The following is a 21,893-nucleotide window of genomic DNA, read 5'->3' on the forward strand; positions in this document are numbered from 1 at the left end:
CCACGCTTTTTTGGAGATATGTTGTCGTATGTTTATGCGCAAAAATTTTGGCTGAAATCCCCAACGGATGATGTCCACATCCGCCGGGGTGATTTCCCTATTCGCCAATCGCCGCTACCGGCGTGTCCGCCAGCTCAAGACCCGCCGAAGCCGTCGGCGCGAACATCAGCACCAGGTCGCCACGATCATGCCCGTCGGTCGACGCCGCCCCACCGACGGCCGGCGGGTGCGCGCTGATCCTTACGTTGCAGGCTGTCTTGAGATCAAAAGAACACTCCCGCGAATCCCTGCCGTCAATCCGGCTCGGTAGTTCCGCCTCTGTTCAGCCCCCTGCTGCCCGCGCTATCGTTTCCCCATCTTCACAGCCCAGGAGCTGCCTTTGCCTTCCCGCCACGGAGTCGACCTCATCCGCGCCCGCGCGCTGTTCGATCGCGAGCGCCAAGCGTTCACCGAAGCCATGCCGGTCTCCCGCGCGCTGTCCGCGGAAGCATCCGAGCACTTGCTGTTCGGCGTGCCGCTGCACTGGATGCAGGACTGGTCGACACCGTTCTCGCTGGTCGTGAAGGAAGCTCGCGGCGCGACGTTTACCGACGTCGACGGTCACCGCTACGCGGACTTCTGCCTCGGCGACACGGGCGCGATGTTCGGCCACGCACCCGAACCGGTCGCCCGTGCACTCATCGAGCAGGCCACGCGCGGCTACACGACAATGCTGCCGAGCAAGGACGCCGCGTGGGTATCGCGCGAACTCGCGCGGCGCTTCAAGCTGCCGGTGTGGCAATTCGCACTGAGCGCGAGCGACGCGAACCGCTTCGTGCTGCGCTGGGCACGCGCAGCCACCGGCCGCAACACGATCGTCGTGTTCAACGGCTGCTATCACGGCACGGTCGACGACGTGTTCGTCGATCTCGTCGACGGCCGCCCGGTGCAGCGCGACAGCCTGCTCGGGCAGTCCTGGGACCTGCTCGCGAACACGCGCGTCGTCGAGTTCAACGATCTCGATGCGCTCGACGCGGCGCTGAAGGATGGCGATGTCGCGTGCGTGCTCGCCGAGCCCGCGATGACGAACATCGGCATGGTGCTGCCGGAGCCGGGCTTCTGGGACGCGGCGCGCGCACTGACGCGCCGCTACGGCACGCTGCTCGTGATCGACGAAACGCACACGATCAGCAGCGGCCCCGGCGGCTACGCGGCCGCGCACGGTCTCGAACCGGACGCGCTGGTCGTCGGCAAGCCGATCGCCGGCGGCGTGCCGTGCGCGGTGTACGGGTTCAGCGCCGAATTCGCGGAACGCGCGAAGCAGGCAAAGCTGAACGCGCCGCCCGGCCATTCCGGGATCGGCACGACACTCACCGCGAACATGCTCGCGATGCATGCAATGCGTGCGACGCTCGCCGAAGTCGCGACCGACGCCGCGTACGCGCACATGTTCGAACTGGCCGCGCGACTCGCCACCGGGCTCGAACAGGCGATCGCGAAACACGGTCTGCCGTGGTGCGTGACGCGCATCGGCGCGCGCACCGAGTTCCAGTTCACGCCCACGCCGCCGCGCAACGGCACGATCGCGGGCGAACAGCTCGACAGCGAGCTCGAGCACATCGTGCATCTGTACCTGCTGAACCGCGGCGTGCTGATCACGCCGTTCCACAACATGATGCTGGTGTGTCCGCAAACGACGGCCGACGACGTCGACACGCTCGTCGCACAGTTCGACGCGTGCCTGGACGAACTGGCGTGATGTGACGAAAGGCACGTCTGGCTCGCCAGCACGCGCGAGCCGGACGCATGCACCCAAGCTACTTCGGCAGATCCGTCGGATCGACCTGCGTGCCAGGCACCCCTACGGAGCGTGCGCTCACTTTAAGCTCGTCGCGCAACGCCGCACGCGTATCGCCGCCACCCGCCCCCTGCCCCGATGCAGCACCGCCATCGAGCGCCGGCAGGATATAGCCGTTCACCATTCGCCGGAACAGCTTCACGTTCTCCGCATCGCGCAACCCGCCTTCCACCGGCAGCACGCCGGTCATCACGACCACCGTATTGCGCTTCGGCAGCACCGTGATGAATTGCCCCTTGAAGCCCATCGCGTCGAATTCGGGTTCGCTGTCGACGATGTTGTTGATCCACCAGTAGTAGCCGAAATGCGGCGACACGCGCGGCGACGTCATCTGCGCGATCCACGCTTGCGGCACCACCTGCCGCCCCTGCCAGCGCCCGCCGTCGAGCACGAGCATGCCGATCTTCGCCATGTCGATCGCGCGCAGCCGCAAGCCCCAGCCGGCCGACACGAGCCCCGTGCGGTCCGCGCGCTCCCACGCGGCGCGCTTCATGTCCAGCGGAGCGAACAGATGCGTCTGCGCATAGCGCTCGACGGGTTCGCCCGCCGCCGCGCTCAACATCGCGGACGCGAGGATCGGGTTCACGTCGGTGTATTCGAACGCGGTACCGGGCGCGACCTTCGGCGCCGCCGACGCGGCAAGCTTCAGCCGGTCCGGCGCGGTGTAGTAGATCGGATCGTCCTTCGGGCTGAAGTCGTAATGCAGGCCGCTCGACATCGACAGCACGTGCTTCAACGCGATGCCGCGCTTGTCGGCGAGCGCGCCGCCCAGGTCAGGGCGCCACGCGGCGAGCCGCGCAGCCACCGGCTCGTCGAGATGCACGGCCCCGCGATCGATCAGGATGCCGGCGACGAGCGACGTCACGGCCTTCGTCACCGAGTACAGCTCGTAGGTCGAATCGCGCGATGCGTTCGCACCGTAGCGCTCGAAGATCAGCTTGCCGTCCTTCACGACGAGCAGGCTGTACACGTCGAGCTTCTGCTCGCGGATCCAGCGCGACAGGTCGACTAGCATGCGCGAATCGACGCCGACGTCTTCGGGGGCGGCCGCCGCGATGCCGGTTTCATGCAGCGGCGGCAGTGCGTCGGCCGCGTGCGCCGCGGACACTACCGGCACCGACGCCGACGCCAGCGCACCACCGCCGATCAGCAACGCCGCAACCCGCGCGAGCAGCCGGCGCATGAAAAGCGCTGCGGGCCGCCGCGCGTCGGGATGCCATGCAGACGCATGGTCAATGACGTTCGTGATCCTCATCAGAATTTGCTCCGAGAGACCCCGCCATTTCCCCCAAGGGGACTTCCTTCGGGGCGGATGGCGGGAAGGAAAGGAGTGCTGTTGACAGACAGCTTCTTCCACGGGTTAGGATCAACGGCATGATCCTTGTCTACCGCTACCGCGTGAAGTCGCTCAACGGACTGCTCAACAAGCAGAGCCGTGCGGTGAACTACGTCTGGAACTTTTGCAACGATACGCAGAAGCATGCGCTGAAATGGAGCAAGAAATGGCCAACAGGCTTCGACCTGAATGGACTGACGAGCGGCAGCAGCAAGGAGCTTGGCATTCACTCCGGCACGATCAACGCGACGTGCGAGCAATACGCGAAGTCGCGCAGCCAGCACCGTCGGCCTTACCTGCGCTATCGCGGCAGGAAGTCGCTTGGCTGGGTGCCACTGAAGGGCCGAGACCTGAAGCGCGAGGGCGACGCGTTTCGCTTTGGCGGCAACACCTTTCGCGTGTTCAGCAGCCGCCCACTTCCTGAAGGCAAGATCAAGGACGGAACCAACTTTGCGCAGGATGCGCGCGGCCATTGGTTCTTGAACATCGTGATCGAGATACCCGATGTTCAGGCCCGCCCGATCCGTTCCGGTGTCGGCATCGATCTCGGCCTGAAAGACTTCGCCACACTTTCGACCGGCGAAAAGCTGCCTAACGATCGGTTCGGTCGATGCGCGGCCGAGAAGCTCGCGAAAGCGCAACGGGCGCGAAAGCACAAGCGGCATATCGCGAAGTTGCACGCCAAGGTGGCAAATGCCCGTGCCGATTTCCAACACAAGCTCGCGCTCGATCTGGTACGGCGCTTTGACTACATCGCGGTCGGCAACGTGTCGGCCGCGAAGCTCGCCAGAACCAGGATGGCGAAGAGCGTCTACGACGCATCCTGGTCGTCCTTCCGGAACAAGCTCCGTTACAAGGCGATCGCGCACGGAGCCACGTTCGAGGAAGTGGACGAAAGCGGTTCCACCCAGTCCTGTTCGGCGTGCGGGTCGAAAGACAGCACGACGCGGCCGAAAGGTATCGCGGGACTGAGAGTAAGAGAGTGGGCCTGCCGTGACTGTGGTGTCGAGCATGATCGAGATACCAACGCTGCCGTGAACATTCTCCGATGCGGACGTGCATCGCCAGCTGTGGGAATCCTCCGCCTTTAGGCGGAGGATGACGTCAACAAATCTCCGGTGCGTCGTTGAACGCGGCGGCGCTACCGGGCACGCCCTTCGTCTGCCGGCTGCGCTCGAGTTCGTCGCGCAGCGCCTGCGTCGCAGCCGCGCTTTCGACCGGCGGCTGCGCGGGCGTGAGCGCCGGCAGGATGTAGTCGCCGACCATGCGCCGATACAGATTCAAATAGGTCGCATCGCGCAACCCGCCATCCGTCGGCAGCAGGCTCGTCATCACGACCACCGCGCGCTGCGCGGGCAGCACCGTGATGAACTGCCCCTTGAAGCCCATCGCGCCGAATTCCGGCGTGCCGTGCTCGACGACGTGGCTGATCCAGCAGTAGTAGCCATAATCGGCCGCGGCCGGCGACGGCGTCGTCATCTGCCGGACCCAGCCGGCCGGCACGATCTGCTTGCCGTTCCAGCGGCCCTGGTCGAGCAGCAGCATGCCGATCTTCGCCATGTCGACGGCGCGCAGCCGCAGGCCCCAGCCGCCCGCCACCGCGCCGGTGCCGTCGGCGCCGCTCCAGCGGTAATGCGCGAAACCGAGCGGCTCGAACAGCCGCTTGCGCGCGAAGTCGTCCTCGCGCTCGCCGGCAGCAAGCGACACGGCCGTGCCGACCAGCACCGGGTTTACGTCGATGTAGTCGAAATGCGTGCCGGGCGGCTGCGCGGCACGGCTCGTCACCGCCACGCGCAAGCGGTCGGGCGCGTCGTAGTACAGCGGATCGGTGCCTTCGCGCGTCGTGTAGCGCAGGCCGCTCGACATCGACATCAGGTGCCGCAACTCGATGTCCTGCTTGTCCGCGAGTTCGCTCGCGAGATCGGGCCGTGCGGCCGCGATCAGCGGCGCGACCTTCGTCGACGGGCCGAGCTTGCCCTCGCCGTCGAGGATGCCGGCAAGCAGCGCGGTGATCGTCTTCGTCACCGAATACAGCTCGTAGTTGTTGTCGCGCGTGAGGCCGTCGCCGTAGCGCTCGAACACGATCCTGCCGTCCTTCACGACGACGAGGCTGCGCACCTCCATCCGGTCGCGGCGCAGCCATTCGGACATCCGCACGAGCGGCGCCGAATCGACGCCGGCCGCTTCGGGCACGACGCTCGGCAGGTCCTGCGGCGCGCCGCCCGCGGCCTGCGCCGGGCCGCCGCACGAACCGGCGACGACGGTCGCCGCCACGAGGCGCCGCATTGCGTGGGAAAGGCTCATGACGCTCCTTCAAGGTCGTTTGATACAGATGATGCCCGCGCGCCACGCGGGCCATCCTCGTTTCCTGGAATCGAACGTCAATCCAGGCACGGCTTGCCGGCCGGCAGGAACTGCCCGCGCCCCGGCTCTGCCGCGAGCAGCCGGCCATCCTCGACGAGCAGCTCACCACGCGACAGGCAATGGCGCGGCCAGCCCGTCACCTCGATCCCTTCATAAGGCGTGTAGTCGACCGCGTGATGCAGCGACGCATTCGCGATCCGCACGCGCTTGTCCGGGTCCCACACGACGATATCCGCGTCGGCGCCGACCGCGATCGTCCCCTTGCGCGGATACAGCCCGTACAGCTTCGCGGGCCGCAGCGACGTCAGCTCGACGAACTGGTGCAGCGACAGATGCCCCTTGCGCACGCCGTCGAACAGCAGCGGCAAGCGCGTCTCGAGCCCCGGGATCCCGTTCGGGATATGGTCGAACGAGACGGCCTGGCCGCCCGGATGCTTGCCGCACGGATCGTCGTAGTTGAACGGCGCGTGATCGGACGAGAACACCGAGAACACGCCCTGCTTCAATGCTTTCCACACGGCCTGCTGGTTCGCCGGATCGCGCGGCGGCGGGCTGCACACGCACTTCGCGCCCTCGTAGCCGTCATGACCGCCGTGACCGAGATCGGCGGCCGTCAGGTACAGGTACTGCGGGCAGGTTTCGGCGAGGATCGGCAACCCGCGCGACTGCCCCCAGCGGATCTGCTCGATCGCCTCGGCGCCCGACACGTGCACGATCAGGATCGGCACGTCGACCAGCTCCGCGAACGCGATCGCGCGATGCGTCGCCTCGCGCTCGACCACGGCCGGCCGCGCATGCGCATGGAAATGCGGCGCGACGTGGCCGTCGCCGAGCAGCCGCTCGGTCAGCCAGCCGATGCAGTCCGAGTTCTCCGCATGCACCATCACGAGCGCGCCGTGCGCGCGCGCGACCGACAGCACGTCGAGCATCTGCCGGTCGTTCAGCTTCAGGTCGTCGTAGGTCATGTACACCTTGAACGACGTATAGCCGTTCGCGATCAGACGCGGCAATTCCTCGGCCAGCACGTGCGGCGTCGGATCGGCGACGATCAGGTGAAAGCCGTAGTCGATCAGCGCGCGCCCTTGCGCGCGCCGGTGATAGTCGTCGACGGCCGCCTGCAGCGACTGCCCCTTCGCCTGCGCGGCGAACGGGACCACGGTGGTCGTGCCGCCGCACAGTGCGGAGCGCGTGCCGGACAGGAAATCGTCGGCCATCTTTAGCCCGTCGGGCATCGGCTGGTCGAGATGGCAGTGCGCATCGACGCCGCCCGGCATCACGAGCATCCCGGTCGCATCGAGCTCGCGCGGCGCGCGCGGCAGCCCGTGGCCAAGCATGGCCACGCGCCCCGCACGGATGCCGATGTCGCACGAGAACCGGTCCGCCGCCGTCACGACGTCCGCGTGACGGATCACGAAATCGAGATCGTTCGACATGGCGCGCGCCTCAGATCACGTCGCTGAAGAGACGGCCCCAGCCCTTCACCTGCCGCGTGTCGTAGTCGGCGAGCTGCAGCGATTTCCACACGACGGTGGAGATCGTGTCGTAGATCGGAATGCCCGTCTCTTCCTCGAGCGCCGGCACCAGGTGTGCGGCGTTCAGGTTCGTGCAGAAGATCGAGATCGCGCGCGGGCCGGCCTTCGCGACTTCGCGCACCATCCCGCCGATCTGGTCGCCCGTCACTTCGGAGAACGAGAAATTGACCTTCAGGTTCAGGTGGCGCTCGGCGATGCAGTTCAGCCCCGAGCTGCGGTAGTTGTCGACGATCTTCGTCTGCACGTCGTCGAGGTACGGCGTGACGAGGCCGAACTCGTGCGCGCTGGTCTTCTTCAGGATCTCGTTGAGCGCGAGCACCGACGTCGTGGCCGGAATGCCGGTCGCCGCGGTAATGCGCTCGCACAGCCGCTCGTCGGCCTCGAAGCCGAGCCAGCCCGACGACGTGCCGTTCCACGCGATCACGTCGACCTTCGCGTCGGCGAGCAGCATCGCGGCCTGGATGATCTTGTCGTCGTCGAACTGGCCGAGCGCCTGGCCCGTCAGCGAGATCTCGGTGACCGGAAAGCGCGCGAAGTGCGCGGACACGCCCGGCAGGCCGGCGACCATCGCGCTCGTCAGCGGTTCGAGCGACGTGTTGGACGAAGGGGTGAGCATGCCGAGCAGGGTACGTTTCTTCATGATGGATTTCTCTTTACCAGTGAATGCAATCAATGCAGTGAAAAGGGTCGGTCAGACGGGGAGCTTGTTTTCGTAGTCGATCGCGCTGGAGCACACGAGCAGGCCGACGCCGGCCGCCGCGAACACCATCAGCGCAAGGAAGTAGGAGCCGGTGAACTGCACGATCGCGCCGACGAGGATCGGCACGGTGATGCCGCCGATGTTGCCGCCGAGGTTCATGAAGCCGCCGAGGAAGCCGATCTTGTTGCGCGTGCCGAGCGACGACGGGATGCACCAGTACAGCCCGCACCAGCGCAGGAAGAACAGCGTCGACGACAGCAGCGCGACGCACGCGACCGGGCTCTTCACATAGGCGACGGAAAAGATCGACACGGTCGCGATCACCGCCGCGATGCCGAACAGCGTGCGCATCACGACGTTCGGGCGGCCGCCCGCGGCCTTCCACTTGTCGGCGATCCAGCCGCCGAGCAGCTCGCCGATGAAGCCGCAGAAAAAGATGATGAAAGTCGAGCCGCCCATCTGCTTGATGTCGAAGCCGTGCACCTTGTGCAGGTAGTTCGGCATCCACGTGAGCAGCCCGTAGAACACGCTGTTGAAGCACATCCAGCCGAAGAACATGCACCACACCGAGCGGTACTTGAAGAAGTCGCGCGAGCGGCCCGACGCACCGGCCGGCTCGGCCGCGAGGTCGCTCGCGTGCGATGCCTCGATGTAGTCGGCTTCGAGATCGTTGACGCCCGGATGCTCGCGCGGCGTATTGCGGATGTAGTACCACGCGAGGAAACCGGCCAGCACCGTGCCGACGCCCGCCACCGCGAACGCGAGCCGCCACGAGCCGAGCAGCGCGATCAGGCCGGCGATCAGCACCGCGCCCAGCGCCGCGCCGAGCGGCGCGCCGCCGTCGAGCAGCGTGGCGCCGCGGCCGCGCTCGGTCTGCGTCATCCAGATCGCGTTGAGCTTGCCGCCGGCTGGATAGATCGGCGCTTCGGACGCGCCGAGGCCGAGGCGCGTGAGCAGCAGCGACGGCGCGTTCGTGCATATCGCGGCGATCGCCTGGAAGAAGCCCCAGAACACGGTCGCCGTCGCGATCACGATGCGCGGCTTGAACCGGTCGGCCAGCATCCCGCCCGGAATCTGCATCACCGCATAGGTCCAGAAAAACGAGCTAAGGATCAGACCCTCCATCGCCGGCCCGATGTTGAACTCCTGCGAGATGTAAGGCATGGCGACGGACAGCGACGCGCGATCGACGTAGTTGATCGCGATGAGGCTCAGCATGACGACGAATATCTTCCAGCGGACGGCGGACTTGCCGACCGTCAGGCCGGCGACACCGGAGGTTGAAGACATGGACGGACTCCAGGGGTGAACGAGGATGATCAGGACGTCGCGCAACGTTGAGCCGAGTATAGGATTAGAAATTTATAATTACAGTTATCGTAAACGCTTGGTTTCATTGAATTTGTTTTGTCACTACGATGGTGCAGGGTAAGCCCCGATATCGTGATAAGCTCGCACCATCATGAGCCAGACACCCCGCAACCCCCTGCTTCTGCGCACCCGCGGCATGGCCGCGGAGATCGCCGCGCGCCTGCGCGTGATGATCGACGAAGGCGAACTGCCGCCTGGCGCGCGGATCGACGAAAAGGAACTGAGCCTCGCATTCGACGTGTCGAAGACGCCGCTGCGCGAGGCGCTGAAGGTGCTCGTCGCGGAAGGCGCCGTCACGCATCGCCAGTACATCGGCTATCGCGTCGCGTCGATCGACGTCGACGATCTCGTGTCGACGTTCGAGCTGCTGCACGGGCTCGAGGCGATGGCGGGCGAATTGCTGCGCCAGCGCATCGGCGCGGCGACGCTCGCCGCGCTGCAGGCGAAGCATCGGCGCATGGTCGAGTGCCACGAGGCCGGCAAGCGGGTCGAATATTTCCGGCTGAACCAGCAGATCCACCAGATGATCGTCGACGCGGCGGGCAACCCGGTGCTGTCGGGCATCTATGCGTCGCTGATGTCGAAGGTGCACCGCGCGCGCGGCGCCGCGAACGCGGACACCCTGCGCTGGGCCGAATCGCTGCACGAGCACGAGGAAATCATGGCCGCGCTCGCCGATCCCGACCACGCGCGGCTGCCGCAGGTGCTGCGCAGCCATTCGGAGAACACCGCGCGTGAAGTGCTGGCGATCCTCGATCGCACCGGCACGGCCGACGCGCCGGGCAAGCGGGCGGCCGAGGCGTAACCGCTCGCCGCATCAACGAACCGGCCGCCAGCGGCCTGCCGACGGCGCGCTACGCCGCCCTCAACGCGCGCCGTGCCACTTCCGCGAAATAGCGCGCGCCGACCGGCAGGATCTCGTCGTTGAAATCGTAGCCCGCGTTGTGCAGCGGCACGCCGCCGGGCCCGGCCGTTTCGCCGTTGCCGATGAACACGAAGTTGCCCGGCACCGCCTGCAAGAACGCGCCGAAATCTTCCGAAATCATCATCGGCTGCACGTCGGCGTTCACCGCATCGGCGCCCGCGACCTGCGCGGCGGCCTGCACGGCCGTGTCGACCCATTCCGGAGAATTCACCGTCGGCGCGAACTCGTGGGTGTACTCGAACGTGCAGGTCGCGCCATGTGTGCGGCAGATCCCTTCGCCGATCTCGCGCATCCGCGTTTCCAGCAGTGCCTGCACGTCGCGCGAATAGCTGCGCGTGTCGCCCTTGATCGTTACCGTCGACGGAATCACGTTGCGCAAACCGTCGGTGATGAACTCCGTGCACGAGATCACAGCCTGCTGGCCCGGATCGAGATTGCGCGACACGATCGTCTGCAGCGCGAGCACGATCTGCGAACCGATCACGATCGGATCGACACCCATGTGCGGGCGCGCCGCATGCGTGCCGCGCCCGTCGATCCGGATCACGAAGTTGTCCTCGCTCGCCATGATGCCGCCCGCGCGCGTCGAGAACGAGCCGGCGCGCATGCCCGGCATGTTGTGCGCGCCGAAGATCGCGTCCACCGGAAAGCGCTCGAACAGGCCGTCGGCCATCATCGCCTTCGCGCCGCGGCCGTGCTCCTCGGCCGGCTGGAAGATGAAGCGTACGGTGCCGTCGAAATCCTTGCGCTCGGCCAGCAGCCGCGCGGCACCGAGCACCATCGACATGTGGCCGTCGTGCCCGCACGCGTGCATCTTGCCCGGCGTGCGCGACGCATGTTCGCGGCCCGGCGCGTATTCGGCAATGTTCAGCGCATCCATGTCCGCGCGGATGCCGATCGCGCGCTTGCCGGTGCCGGCCGTCAGGTTCGCGACGAGGCCCGTGCCGCCGATTCCGCGATGCACGTCGAGCCCGAGCGTCGTCAGGATTCGCGCGACGTAGTCCGACGTGTTCACTTCCTCGAAACCCGTCTCCGGGTGCTGGTGCAAATGCCGGCGCCAGGTCTTCAGTTGCCCCTGCAGCGTGCTTTCTTCCGTCGCGTCGATTGCGTCCATCGTGCTTGCCTCGTCGATCGTCAGGTCGTCCGGTTCGCTCAGGCCACTGCGGCCGCGCGGTTCAGCCAGTCGCGCTGGCGCGCCCGCACCGCGTCGGCCGTCTCGCCGACGCACTGCCGGTAGACGGACGGCGCGGTCGCGCCTTCCGTGTTGATCGCCAGCACGCGCGCGTTTGCATCGAGCCCGGCCTGCCGCGCCAGCGCCGGGTCGCGCATCAGCACGGTCAGCCCCGCGATGCCCGCCGCGCCCGATTCGCCGGACACGAACGGCACGTCGCGTTCGCTGCCGGCGGCGAGCGCGCGCATCGCCTGCACCGCGTCGTCGTCGTCGATCAGCATGAAGTGGTCGATGCTCGGCGCGAGGAAATCCCACGCGAGCGGCGACGCCTCGCCGCACGCGAGCCCGGCCATCACCGAATCGACGCTGCCGGTCGCCTTCGTCGCGCGCCCGGCGAGCGCGCTCTGGTACAGGCAATCGGCCTGGCGCGGCTCGACGACGATGAAATGCGGCCGCCGTGCGCCATCATGCTCCCACAGATAGCTCGCGACGCCGGCAGCGAGACCGCCGACGCCGCCCTGCAGGAACACGTGCGTGAACGGCTGGCTGCCGTTGCCGCTGTTGCCGCTGTTGCCGCCGTTGCCGCCGTTGCCGCCGTTGCCGCCGTTGCCGCCGTTGCCGCCGTTGCCGCCGTTGCCGCCAGCATCATCGCCCGCTTGCTGTGTGAGCGCTTCGGCCGCGATCACGCCGTAGCCTTGCATCACGTCACGCGGAATCGCTTCGTAGCCGTCGTACGACGTATCCGACACCACGTGCCAGCCGTTCGCATCCGCAAGCTGCGCGGCGTGCACGACCGATTCGTCGTAGTTGCCGGCGATCCGCACGATCCGCGCGCCGTGCGCGGCGATCGCCTGCTCGCGCTCCGCGTCGACGTGCGCGTGCAGCACGATCACGCAGCGGCAGCCGATCGCGCGCGCGGCGGCGGCCAGTGCACGGCCGTGATTGCCGTCGGTCGCGCTGATCACCGTGAGATCGGCCAGCGATGCCGCGTAGCGGCCCGTGACGAGCCCCTGCGGATCGAGCGCCTCGGTGCGCCGCAGCCGCTTCACGAGCCGCATCAGCGCGATCGGCGCGCCGAGCGCCTTGAAGCTGCCGAGCGGCGAGCGGCACGCCTCGTCCTTCACGCTGACGCTCGCGACGCCGAGCCGCGCGGCCAGATCGGGCAGCGCGCGCAGCGGCGTGCGCGCGGCGCCGACGAGCGGCCAGTGCGCGAGCCACGCGCCGCTTTCGTCGGCCGCGGCGATGTTCATGATGCGGCGCAGCGCGTCGGGATAGTCGGTGCGCGACGCGCGGGGGTTGGCGATCAGCATGGCGGGAAGGCTCCGGATAAGGGCCGCGCGGGCGGCCCGTCGGTGGATGCGGTGCGGGCGCATACGGGTTGCGCTCGCCGTCGGTCCGAAAAATAATATTGCGCAAGCCGGTTAACAAAATCGCCAATTCGGCGCCCCGGACGCAAAAATTTCTCATTCTTCGAGGTCGCCGCCCCATCATGCCCACTCAACTCGATGCGTTCGATCGCAAGCTGCTGATGGAAATCCAGCGCGACGCGCACACGCCGCAGAACGAACTCGGCGCCCGCGTGAACCTGTCGACCGCCGCCGTGAACCGCCGCCTGCGGCGCCTCGCGGAAGACGGCGTGATCGAGCGCTATACGGCCGTCGTCGCGCCGGAGAAGGTCGATCATCCGCTGACGATCGTCGTGAACGTCGAGGTCGAGAGCGAGCAGATCGACCAACTCGACGCGATGAAGCGGACCTTCGAGCGCTGCCCGCAGATCCAGCAGTGCTATTACGTGACCGGGGAATGGGATTTCGTGCTGATCCTCGCCGTGCGCAACATGGATCAGTACAACGCGCTCACCCGCGAGCTGTTCTTCGCGAACAACAACGTGAAGCGGTTCAAGACGCTGGTGAGCATGAGCCGCGTGAAGGTCGGGCTCGAGGTGCCGGTGGAACTCGGCGAGTGACGGCCGACTCAAGGTGCCGGTGGATCCCGACGCGTGACGGCCGACTCAAGGTACCAGTGAACCTCGGCGAGTGACGACCGGCGTCAGCCGCTCTCAGCGCGCACCGGCGGCCAACGACCCGAAGAACGTCGCGACCTTCGCCTTGCTCGTCGTCTGCAAGCGCGACATGAGCCCGTGATCGATGTGCCGCACCCCGTACGTCTCGCCGATATCGCGCTGCAGCCGGCACCACAGATGGCTCGCGATCTCCGCGTCGACCATCGCCCGGTGGGCGCGGCCCGCCTGCGGCAAACGCAGCATGTCGGCCAGGCTCGACAGCCGGTGGCTTTGCGCGTGCGGGTAGATGCGCCGCGCGACGAGCATCGTGCACGCAAACGCGTGCTCGGCCGCCATGCCTAGCATTCCGAGCTCGGCCTGCCAGAACCGCTTGTCGAAGCCGGCGTTGTGCGCGACGACGGGATGGCTGCCGACAAATGCGGCGGCTTCCTTCATGACCTTCGACACCGGCGGCGCCAATGCAATCATTTCGTTCGTGATCCCGGTGAGCGCGACGACGTCGGACGGAATGCGGCGGCCCGCGTTCATCAGGCTCTGGTAGCGGTCGACGATCTCGCCGTCGCGGAGAAGAATCACGGCGATCTCGGTCGCCCTGTCCCCCATGTTCGGAGAAAGCCCGGTTGTTTCGAAGTCGAGTACCGCTACGGTTTGCATGGTCAGATCAGAGGAAAGATACCTGGCGTGGAACGTCGGTCAGGACGCGTCGCGCCGACGAGAAAGCGCCATAGTATCCCCGGTTGCCGCGTCGGGCGGCAAATGCCATCGCCATGCATGGCTCATCGCCGTTTCCGTCCAGACGGACCGGCACGCCAGCCACAGCCGCCGCGGGCAACGGCGAACGTACCGATGCGTCTGCACATCGGTACGTTCGCACGCCCTCTCCGTCAGCGACAACTGAAGCTCGCCGCCGAATTCACGTCGCCCGAGCCGTTGTAGCGTGCGACCTGCGGATACGGACACAGCGGCCGCGTGCGTCCCGCCCCCCACGAGGCCGGCACGTCCGCGTTCGGCACCGCGTTCGTCGTGTCGCGCGCCGTCGCAACGATCGCGGCGGGCGCCTGCCCCTGCTCGACCCACGCGACGAGCGGCGTCAGCATGTCGAACTGGTCGGCCGCCGGCCCGCCCGAGCAATGGTTCATGCCCGGCACCGGATAGAAGCGCGCGAAACCCGACGCGTCGCCGCCGTTCGCCTGCGCGAGCCGGCCATACCAGTCGCTCGTATCGTTGAACGAGAACACCGGATCGCCGGTGCCGTGGTAGGCGAGCAGCTTCGCGCCACGCGACTTCAGCGCGGACAGGTTGGTCTCGTCCGGCGGCGTCATGAACGACCACGCGGATTGCGTGTACACGCCGTTCGTCGCGAAGATCGCCGGCGCGTCGTTGTCCATGTCGAAGCCGAGCGCGAAACCGGGAAGGTTCGCGAGCGTCGCGGCGGTTTTCGGCGGCGTCATGAACGTGAACGCCATCGCGGCCGGGTCGAGCGTGACCGAGTTCGACTGCTTCCACGCGGCCCAGCCGCCGCCGGCCACGCCCGGATCGTACGGAAAGCTCGCGTAGAGCGCCGTGCCCGCGCTGTTGCGCGCACCCGCGAACACGTTCTCGAGCGCGCTCTTCTGCGCAGTCGTCAGGCAGGCGCCGGTACGCGTGCCGTTCGCGCAGGTCGGGATGTCCGTCTCGACGCTGAAATGCGCCTGGCACGCGGCGACGTCCTGCACCATGCCGTCCGTCGAGCCGTCGAGCGCATCGCACTTGTCGAGAATCTTCGCGCCGACGAACTGGCGTTCCGTGTCGGTGAAGCCGCTGCGGATGTCCGGCAGCCCGTTCGTCCCGGTCGCCGACGCGATCTTCGCGAACTGCTGCGCGCCGTACATTTCGCCGATCGCCGCCTTCGGCAAATGGAAGCCCGGATCGCCGGCGATGATCCCGTCGTAGTCGCCCGCGTTGCGCACGGCCGTGACCATCGCGTGACGGCCGCCGTTCGAGCAGCCGCCGAAATAGCTGCGGTCGGGCGTCTTCCCGTACGCGAGCCGGATCACCTGCTTCGCCATCGGCGTGAGCGCGTCGACGGCGCCGTAGCCGTAGTCGAGCCGCGCCTGCGGATCGAGGCCGAACAGCGGATTCTGCGCGGCGCTGTGCCCGGAATCCGAGCTGATCACCGCGAAGCCCATGTTCAGCGCGTCGGTCAGCGGCCCGCCGCCGCCGATCTCGCCGGTCGCGGTGACGACGTTGCCGTCGAGCCCGCCGTTCGCCTGGTAGAAGAAGCGGCCGTTCCACGCCTTCGGCAGGCGCATCTCGAAGCCGATCGCGTAGGTCTTGCCGTCCACAGCGCTCACCCGCTCGTTCATCTTCCCTTCGATCACGCAGTGTTCGGCGATCGGCTTGCCGGCCACCGTCAGCGCACCGGCGGCCGCGGTCGTCACCGACGTGAACGACGTGTTCGCATACGACAGCTTCGCGGCGAGCGCATCGCAGGTCTGCGCCATCGCGGCCGGCGTCGCGGCACTCAGGTGGGTCGGCGCGGCGGTGACCGAATCGTCGCCGCCGCAGCCGGCGAGCATCGCCGCCGCCGACAGCGGCACAATACAGAGGAATGCAGATTGCCTGTTCAAGATATCTCCCGTTCGTCAGACTGCCGGATCAGAACGTGTGCCGGATGCCGACCATCGCGCCGAGCTGCCCCATCCCTTCGCCGGGCGTCGTGCCGGCACCGCCGCCGCTGACCGCGTAGCGCGCATGCGCGCTGTTCCACAGATACGACGATTGCGCGTAGACGGCCGTGCGCTTGGTCAGCAGATAGGTCGCGCGCAGCGTGGCCATCGTCGCGCGCGTGTCGTGCGCGCTGTTGACGATCCGATAGCCTTCGCCGTCGACGACGAAATCGGGCTTCACCGCATACGACGCGCCGACGAAGAACAGATCCGAATGCGCGCCCGGTGCGGCCGGCGAACCGGTCGACACGCGCCGCCCGATCCAGCCCGCGCCGATCCGCGCGCCGGCCGCCTGCGCATAGGCGCTCACGTGCGTGCGCGTATCCTTGCCGCCGCTGCTCGTGAAGGCGACCGGCGCGATGCCGTCGAAGAAGTTCGCGGCGGCGCCCGTGCCGCCGCGCTGCTCCTCGTACGACGCCGCCGCACCGAAATACGCGCTGTCGTACTTGAGCATCACCGACCAGTCACGGCATTGCGTCGCGTCGCCCGGCACCTGCCCCGCGCACGTGCCCTGCCCCGGCGAGTTGCCGGTGCCCGCGCCGTCGCGGCCGAACGAATACGCGGCGCCGAGCGTCACGCCGCGATACGTGCCGACGTAGGTCACCGCGTTGTCGGTGCGGCCGTTCGGCACGTACGCGTCGAACGAGCCGAGGCCGTAGATGTCGGGGCCGATGATGTCCGCGCCCTGCAGCGCGAGATAGGTCATCGTGTACTGGCGGCCGAACGCGAGCGTGCCGAAGCCGCCCTTCAGCCCGACGAACGCCTGCCGCCCGAACAGCCGGCCGCCCTGCCCGAAATCGCCGCCGCGCACGTTGAAGCCGCTTTCGAGCGTGAATACCGCCTGATAGCCGCCGCCGAGATCCTCGGCGCCGCGCAGCCCCCAGCGCGACGGCAGCTCGCCCGTCACGCCCGGCATGCGCACCACGTGGTCGCCCGCCGCGTTCGCGTGCGACACGAACTCGACGCCGGTGTCGATGATTCCGTACAGCGTCACGCTCGACTGCGCGTGCGCGCCCGGCGCGGCGAGCGCACAGCATGCGCCGGCGGCCAGCAGGCCGTTCCTTGTCTTCGTCTTCATTTCGTTGCGTCTCCAGACCTTGGTGAATTGCGCGCTCTGACGGCGCGCATTGAAAAAGCGAAACGTCAGTCGCCGGCTTGCGGACGGCGAATCAGCACCAGCGCGGCGACGGCCGCGACGAGCGTGACGGGGATGCTCGCGCCGATCACCACGGGCGCGCTGCGGCCCGCGGCCAGCAGCGTCGCGGCCGCGAGCGGCCCGACGACGGAACCGAGCCGGCCGACGGCCACCGCCGCGCCGACGCCCGTGCCGCGCATCGCGGTCGGGTAGTAGATCGCCGCGAGCGCATACAGCACCGACTGCCCGCCGACCACGAACATCCCGGCCGCGAACGCGGCCGCCGCGAGCGACCCGAAGCCGGGTGCGGCCGCGAGCGCGGCGAGCGACAGCACGATCCCGACATACATGCCGCCGACCACGCGCGACGCGCGCATCCGGTCGAGCGCCGCGCCGATGCCGAGCGCGCCGAGCCCCGCGCCGACGTTGAACGCGATCTGCACGAGGCCGACATGCTCGCGATCGAGCCCGCGCGCGGCCATCAGCGACGGCAGCCAGTTCAGCAGGAAGTAGAGGACGATCAGCGTGCAGAAGTAGCTGACCCACAGCGCGACCGTCGATGTCGTACGGCCGTCGCCGAACAGCGTGCGCGCGACGCTGGTACGCGCGGCCGGCGTGCCGGCGACGTCGAGATACGCGCGCGATTCCGGCAGGAACCACGCCAGCAGCGGCACGAGCAGCAGCGGCCCCGCGCCGCCGACATAGAAGATGTGCCGCCATTCGGTGTCGCCGGCGAGCAGCACGCCGATCAGCGACGCGATCACGCCGCCGAACGGGATCCCGCAGTACATCGTCGCCACCGCGCTGCTGCGCGAGCGCGGCTCGACCGCTTCGGACGACAACGCGATCAGGTTCGGCATCGCGCCGCCGAGGCCGATGCCGGTCAGCACGCGCACGACGACGAGCATCGCGAAGGTCGACACCTGCGCGGTGGCGATCGACAGCAGCCCGAACAGCGCGGCCGACGCGATCAGCACGCGCTTGCGTCCGATCCGGTCGGCGAGCCGCCCGCCGAGCATCGCGCCCGGCAGCAGCCCGAAGGTGCCCGCGCTGAACGCGATACCCATCTGCGACACGCTCAGCCCGAACTCATGCGCCATGCGCGGCGCGGCGACGCCGACCGACTGCAGGTCGAGTCCTTCGAGAAGCGCGACCGCGAAACACAGCGCGAGCGTGGTCGCGACCGTGGGTTTTTCCGCAACGTAGGTGTTCATCTTGTCTCCAATCCCATGTCTTGTAGTCGGTCGGCCCTGCAACGGCCGCCGCGCGCCGCCGCCGGCCAGTGGCGGGTCGGCGCGCGAAGTGTCGTCTGAACGGTCGCCTTTATCAGGCAGCCTGATTCACTGGCCGCAAGAATGCCTGCCGGTATCGTGGCCGGCCGGTCGTTATGCCTGCTTGCTTCGGTTTGCTTCTGCCTACGCGTAAATCACGTCGGGATCGCGCCGCGCCGGGTCATACAGCGCGTCGATCGTCGCCGCGCGATGCTTCTGCACGGCCGCCTGGTTCAGCGAGCCCTTGTCGGTCGCTTCGCCGAGATCCAGCGATGGCGGCGTATCCATCAGCCGGATGCGCGCGACGAACGTCGACCCGCCGCTCGCATGCCGGTTCAGCGCGACAAGCCAAGCCGCGAATGCCGCACGCACGGCCGGCGCGCGCAGCACGTCGGCCACCGGCGCATCGGCAGCGAGCCCGGCAATCGCCCGGCACGCGTCGACGCGCGGAAACACCAGCAACCCGATGTCGTCGCGATTGATCCCGGTGACCACCACGTCCTGCACGTACGGCGCACCGCTCGACACCGCATTCGCGCGCAACGGCCCGACGCTCACGAACGTGCCGCTGCTGAGCTTGAAGTCCTCGGTCAGCCGCCCGTCGAACAGCAGCCCGAGTTCCGGCCGCTCCGGATCGGCAAAGACGCCCGCGTCGCCGCTGCGGTAATACCCTTCGTCGTCGAACACGTCGCGCGGATCGACGTCCGCGTGCCAGTAGCCGCGCATCACGTTCGGCCCCTTGAAACGCAGTTCGAGCTTGCCGCCGCATGGCACGAGCTTCGCGTCGCAGCCGGGCGCGGGCAGCCCGATATAGCCGGCGCGCATCAGCGGGCCTGTCGTGAACAGACACGACGGCGACGCCTCCGTCATCCCGAGGCCGGCCATGATCCGGATCCGCTCGCCGCAATGCCCGTGGGTCACGCGGTCGAGCCGGTCCCACGCGGCCTGCGACAGCCCCGCGCCGCCGAAGAAATACAGCTTCACGCGCGAGAAGAACGTGTCGCGCAGCGCGGCATCGCGTTCGAGCGCGGCGGTCAGCTCCTCCCAGCCCTTCGGCACGTTGAAGTAGATCGTCGGCGCGATTTCGCGCAGGTTGCGCACGGTTTCGTCGAAGCGGCCCGGCACCGGGCGGCCGTCGTCGATGTACAGCGTACCGCCGTTGTACAGCGCGATGCCGAGGTTGTGACTGCCGCCGAACGTGTGATTCCACGGCAGCCAGTCGACCAGCACCGGCGGCTCGCGCGTGAGCTCGGGCATCGTCTGGCGCAGCATCTGCTGGTTGCTGCACAGCATCCGGTGCGTGGTCGGCACGGCCTTCGGCAGCTTCGTCGAACCGGACGTGAACAGGATCTTCGCGAGATGGTCGGGGCCGACCGCCGCGTGGATCGCGTCGATCGTGCGCGGCACGGTGGCGAGCAAGCGCGACAGCGGTACGGCACGGCCCTTTCCGTCTGCACCTGCATCTGCATCGGCGTCGGCATCGCGTGCGACGATCAGCGCCGCATCGGCCGGCAACGTGGCGTCGAGCGCACGCGTGAACGGCGCGCGTTCGGCGACGAACACCGCGCCCGGCTTCAGCACGCCGAGCGTGTGACGCAGCTTGCCGTAATCGGTCGACACCAGCGAATACGCGGGCGAGATCGGCGAGTACGGCACGCCGGCCAGCATCGCCGCGAACATCAGCTGCAGATGCTCGAGATCGTTGCCGGACAGCACCGCGAGCGGACGCTCGGCCGACAGCCCGAGATCGACGAGGCCCTGGCCGATTGCGCGAGCGCGGTCGAGCATCTGTGCGTAGGTGATCTCGATCCAGCGGCCGTCGGCGCCGCGCCGTGCGGCCAGCACGCGCTCGGGATGCGCTTGCGCACCGCGCACGAGGCAATCGGTCAGGCGCGTCGGGTAGTCGCCGAGCGGTTCGCGCGAGCGCAGATACCACGCGCCGTTTTCCGCGCGTCGAATCTCGGCCGCGCCCACGGCGACGGCCGCCGCGCGATAACGCACGCCGCCCAGGTCGGTCACGGGCCCGCTTGCGGGCTTCGATGCATTCATCGTCACCTCGCTCATATGGGGTAATGACGCAGTGTGGTCTGCACGGTGATCCAGCGCAGCTCGGTGAATTCGGCGATCGACGCACGGCTGCCGAAGCGGCCGTAGCCGCTCGCCTTCGTGCCGCCGAACGGCATCTGCGCCTCGTCGTGCACGGTCGGCCCGTTGATGTGGCAGATCCCCGATTCGATCCGTCGCGCAACCGCCATCGCCCGTGCGACATCGCGGCTGAACACGCTCGCCGACAGCCCGAACTCGCTGTCGTTCGCGAGCGCGACCGCTTCGTCGTCGCTGTCCGCACGCAGAATCGCGACGACCGGTGCGAACGATTCCTCGCGGTAGAGCCGCATGTCGCGCGTCACACCGTCGACGATCGCCGGCTGCATCGTCGCGCCCTCGATCCGGCAGCCGAGCGGCAAACGCGCACCGTGCGCACGCGCATCCTCGACGAGCGACGCGGCACGCGCGGCGGCCGCCGCATCGACCATCGTGCCGAGCGGATGGCCGGCCCGCGGATCGCCGGCGACCAGCGTGCGCGCCTTCTCGGTCAACCGTTCGACGAGCGCATCGGCGATCGGCCGCGCGGCGATCACGCGCTCGGTCGACATGCAGATCTGCCCCTGGTTGAAGAACGCGCCGAATGCGATCGCGTCGACAGCCGCATCGAGATCCGCATCGTCGAGCACGAGCACCGGCGCCTTGCCGCCGAGTTCGAGCAGCACGGGTTTCAGGTGCGCGGCCGCATGGCGCGCGATGATGCGCCCGACGTGCGTCGACCCGGTGAAGTTGATCCGCTTTACGTGCGGATGCGCGATCATCCGCTCGACGAGTTCCGGTGCATCGGCCGCCGCGTGCGTGATCACGTTGACCACGCCCGCGCCGAGCCCGGCGTCATCCAGCACCGCGCCGATCAGCGCGTGCACGCCCGGGCACGCTTCGGACGCCTTCAGCACGACCGTGTTGCCGCATGCGAGCGGCATCGCCAGCGCACGCGTGCCGAGGATCACCGGCGCGTTCCACGGCGCGATGCCGAGCACCACGCCGCACGGCACGCGCATCGCGAGCGCGAGATTGCCGGGCACGTCGGACGGGATCACGTCGCCGTCGATCTGCGTCGTCATCGACGCGGCCTCGCGCAGCATGTTCGCCGCGAGCGTCGCATTGAAGCCGAGCCAGCCGGGCGTCGCGCCGGTTTCGGCGACGCCCGTCGCGATGATCTCGTCGATGCGCGCGTCCATCAGATCGGCTGCCTTCAGCAGCCGGCGGCGCCGCTCGGTCGGCGCGAGCGCCGCCCACGCGGGAAACGCGCGGTGTGCGGCGTCGATCGCCGCGTCGACGTCGGCCGGGCCGGCCGCCGGCGCGCGCGACGCGAGCGCGCCCGTCGCGGGGTTGAATCGTTCGAAGGTTCGTCCGTCGCGGGCGGTACACCACTCGCCTGCGATCAGCATCCGTCTGTCGGTCATGTCGTCTCCTG

The 21,893-nt window shown here is 68.1% G+C and carries 17 protein-coding genes; 4 read left to right on the forward strand and 13 right to left on the reverse strand.

The genetic code is table 11. The features are described from left to right. The first annotated feature begins 379 nt into the window (after positions 1 to 379). Positions 380 to 1,738 carry an aspartate aminotransferase family protein gene (locus AC1Z3W_RS01195; RefSeq protein ID WP_483506681.1) on the forward strand — a complete coding sequence of 453 codons (1,359 nt, stop codon included), beginning with the start codon at positions 380 to 382 and terminating at the stop codon, positions 1,736 to 1,738. A gap of 58 nt (positions 1,739 to 1,796) precedes the next feature. Here the strand turns inward: AC1Z3W_RS01195 and AC1Z3W_RS01200 are convergent, their stop codons facing one another. Next, positions 1,797 to 3,092 carry a serine hydrolase domain-containing protein gene (locus AC1Z3W_RS01200; protein ID WP_124832601.1) on the reverse strand — a complete coding sequence of 432 codons (1,296 nt, stop codon included), beginning with the start codon at positions 3,090 to 3,092 and terminating at the stop codon, positions 1,797 to 1,799. Between the two features lie 119 nt (positions 3,093 to 3,211). On the opposite strand from AC1Z3W_RS01200, the gene AC1Z3W_RS01205 reads away from it, so the two are divergent. Then, the gene (locus AC1Z3W_RS01205; RefSeq protein ID WP_057925525.1) at positions 3,212 to 4,264 is read left to right on the forward strand and encodes an RNA-guided endonuclease InsQ/TnpB family protein; all 1,053 of its coding nucleotides are present in this window, start codon (positions 3,212 to 3,214) and stop codon (positions 4,262 to 4,264) included. 13 nt (positions 4,265 to 4,277) lie between these two features. On the opposite strand, the gene AC1Z3W_RS01210 is transcribed toward AC1Z3W_RS01205, so the two are convergent. The 4 genes from AC1Z3W_RS01210 to AC1Z3W_RS01225 all read right to left on the reverse strand — a co-directional run bounded on the left by AC1Z3W_RS01210 (position 4,278) and on the right by AC1Z3W_RS01225 (position 9,059). Then, complete coding sequence (locus AC1Z3W_RS01210; RefSeq protein WP_057925524.1) at positions 4,278 to 5,477, reverse strand: serine hydrolase domain-containing protein; 1,200 nt, start codon at positions 5,475 to 5,477, stop codon at positions 4,278 to 4,280. 77 nt (positions 5,478 to 5,554) lie between these two features. Next, positions 5,555 to 6,970, reverse strand: a complete 1,416-nt coding sequence (gene hydA, locus AC1Z3W_RS01215; protein ID WP_057925523.1) for a dihydropyrimidinase — start codon at positions 6,968 to 6,970, stop codon at positions 5,555 to 5,557. A gap of 10 nt (positions 6,971 to 6,980) precedes the next feature. Then, on the reverse strand, positions 6,981 to 7,709 hold the full coding sequence (locus AC1Z3W_RS01220; RefSeq protein ID WP_057925522.1) for a maleate cis-trans isomerase family protein: 729 nt from the start codon (positions 7,707 to 7,709) through the stop codon (positions 6,981 to 6,983). A gap of 51 nt (positions 7,710 to 7,760) precedes the next feature. After that, complete coding sequence (locus tag AC1Z3W_RS01225) at positions 7,761 to 9,059, reverse strand: MFS transporter (RefSeq protein ID WP_124832600.1); 1,299 nt, start codon at positions 9,057 to 9,059, stop codon at positions 7,761 to 7,763. Positions 9,060 to 9,231: 172 nt separating this feature from the next. Between AC1Z3W_RS01225 and AC1Z3W_RS01230 the strand changes: the two genes are divergently transcribed. After that, complete coding sequence (locus tag AC1Z3W_RS01230; protein WP_057925520.1) at positions 9,232 to 9,945, forward strand: GntR family transcriptional regulator; 714 nt, start codon at positions 9,232 to 9,234, stop codon at positions 9,943 to 9,945. Between the two features lie 49 nt (positions 9,946 to 9,994). Here the strand turns inward: AC1Z3W_RS01230 and AC1Z3W_RS01235 are convergent, their stop codons facing one another. Both AC1Z3W_RS01235 and AC1Z3W_RS01240 read right to left on the reverse strand, forming a co-directional pair. Then, positions 9,995 to 11,179 carry a M20 aminoacylase family protein gene (locus AC1Z3W_RS01235; RefSeq protein WP_483506684.1) on the reverse strand — a complete coding sequence of 395 codons (1,185 nt, stop codon included), beginning with the start codon at positions 11,177 to 11,179 and terminating at the stop codon, positions 9,995 to 9,997. A 38-nt stretch (positions 11,180 to 11,217) separates the two neighbouring features. Next, complete coding sequence (locus tag AC1Z3W_RS01240) at positions 11,218 to 12,546, reverse strand: PLP-dependent lyase/thiolase (protein ID WP_483506686.1); 1,329 nt, start codon at positions 12,544 to 12,546, stop codon at positions 11,218 to 11,220. A 179-nt stretch (positions 12,547 to 12,725) separates the two neighbouring features. Here AC1Z3W_RS01240 and AC1Z3W_RS01245 point away from each other — a divergent pair, with 179 nt between their 5' ends. Further along, positions 12,726 to 13,202 carry an Lrp/AsnC family transcriptional regulator gene (locus tag AC1Z3W_RS01245; RefSeq protein ID WP_057925517.1) on the forward strand — a complete coding sequence of 159 codons (477 nt, stop codon included), beginning with the start codon at positions 12,726 to 12,728 and terminating at the stop codon, positions 13,200 to 13,202. Positions 13,203 to 13,295: 93 nt separating this feature from the next. Here the strand turns inward: AC1Z3W_RS01245 and AC1Z3W_RS01250 are convergent, their stop codons facing one another. From AC1Z3W_RS01250 to AC1Z3W_RS01275, 6 genes are all read right to left on the reverse strand, one after another. Next, positions 13,296 to 13,913 (reverse strand): 3'-5' exonuclease, encoded by a 618-nt coding sequence (locus AC1Z3W_RS01250; protein WP_057925516.1) that lies wholly within the window; start codon positions 13,911 to 13,913, stop codon positions 13,296 to 13,298. A 230-nt stretch (positions 13,914 to 14,143) separates the two neighbouring features. Next, a complete protein-coding gene (locus tag AC1Z3W_RS01255; RefSeq protein WP_175827397.1) occupies positions 14,144 to 15,868 on the reverse strand; it encodes a tannase/feruloyl esterase family alpha/beta hydrolase in 1,725 nt (574 codons plus the stop codon). Positions 15,869 to 15,896: 28 nt separating this feature from the next. Next, positions 15,897 to 17,045 (reverse strand): porin, encoded by a 1,149-nt coding sequence (locus AC1Z3W_RS01260; protein ID WP_175827398.1) that lies wholly within the window; start codon positions 17,043 to 17,045, stop codon positions 15,897 to 15,899. A gap of 65 nt (positions 17,046 to 17,110) precedes the next feature. Then, positions 17,111 to 18,316 (reverse strand): 3-(3-hydroxy-phenyl)propionate transporter MhpT, encoded by a 1,206-nt coding sequence (gene mhpT, locus AC1Z3W_RS01265; RefSeq protein WP_057925513.1) that lies wholly within the window; start codon positions 18,314 to 18,316, stop codon positions 17,111 to 17,113. Between the two features lie 201 nt (positions 18,317 to 18,517). Further along, on the reverse strand, positions 18,518 to 20,437 hold the full coding sequence (locus AC1Z3W_RS01270) for a feruloyl-CoA synthase (protein ID WP_483506688.1): 1,920 nt from the start codon (positions 20,435 to 20,437) through the stop codon (positions 18,518 to 18,520). Continuing rightward, positions 20,434 to 21,882, reverse strand: a complete 1,449-nt coding sequence (locus tag AC1Z3W_RS01275; protein ID WP_483506689.1) for an aldehyde dehydrogenase — start codon at positions 21,880 to 21,882, stop codon at positions 20,434 to 20,436. The genes AC1Z3W_RS01270 and AC1Z3W_RS01275 overlap by 4 nt, the downstream gene beginning before the upstream one ends. Between the last annotated feature and the right edge of the window lie 11 nt (positions 21,883 to 21,893).

The sequence above is a fragment of the Burkholderia sp. 10_S31 genome (assembly GCF_056930375.1).